We start from the raw sequence: 444 nt of genomic DNA, 5'->3' as shown, positions 1-444 counted from the left end.
TCCTGAAGCGCTTCTTCCAGCGGTGACAGTAGCCGGCAGCATGCATCCACCCAGCCCGACAGCAGTGAACGACTCAGCTCCACGCCCTGGCGGCCGTACATTTCAGACTGGCGGTACAGCGGGGTGTGCTCTGCATACTTTGAGATCAGCACGCGGGCCAGCAGCCCCGGTCCTGCGATACCCCGCTCGATGGGCCGTGAAGGCGCGGGGGCCTGCACGATGGCATCGCACTGAGTACAGGCATGCTTTTCACGTACAGTCCGGATAACCCGGAAGACGCTGCGCATCAACTCCAGCTGTTCGGCGGCATCCTCACCCGGATAGCTCAGTGAGCCTCCACATTCCGGGCAGCATGACGCTGCCGGCAGCAGCCGTTTTTCATCGCGGGGGAGTGATTCGGGGAACGGTTTGCGGGTGCGGGTTTGACGCAGCGGGCGCTGCACG

1 protein-coding gene is annotated in these 444 nt (G+C 63.7%); it reads right to left on the bottom strand.

Features of this window, described 5'->3' with window-relative positions; translation table 11 throughout:
• Positions 1-444: IS66 family transposase (locus BGK49_RS18250; protein ID WP_146628139.1), on the bottom strand; the 444-nt coding region annotated here is incomplete at both ends.

It is taken from the genome of Shigella sp. FC1544, from assembly GCF_001722145.1.
GTDB lineage: Bacteria > Pseudomonadota > Gammaproteobacteria > Enterobacterales > Enterobacteriaceae > Escherichia > Escherichia coli.
Note: the sequence above shows the minus strand (reverse complement) of the source record. Positions and strands in the feature narration are given on the sequence as shown.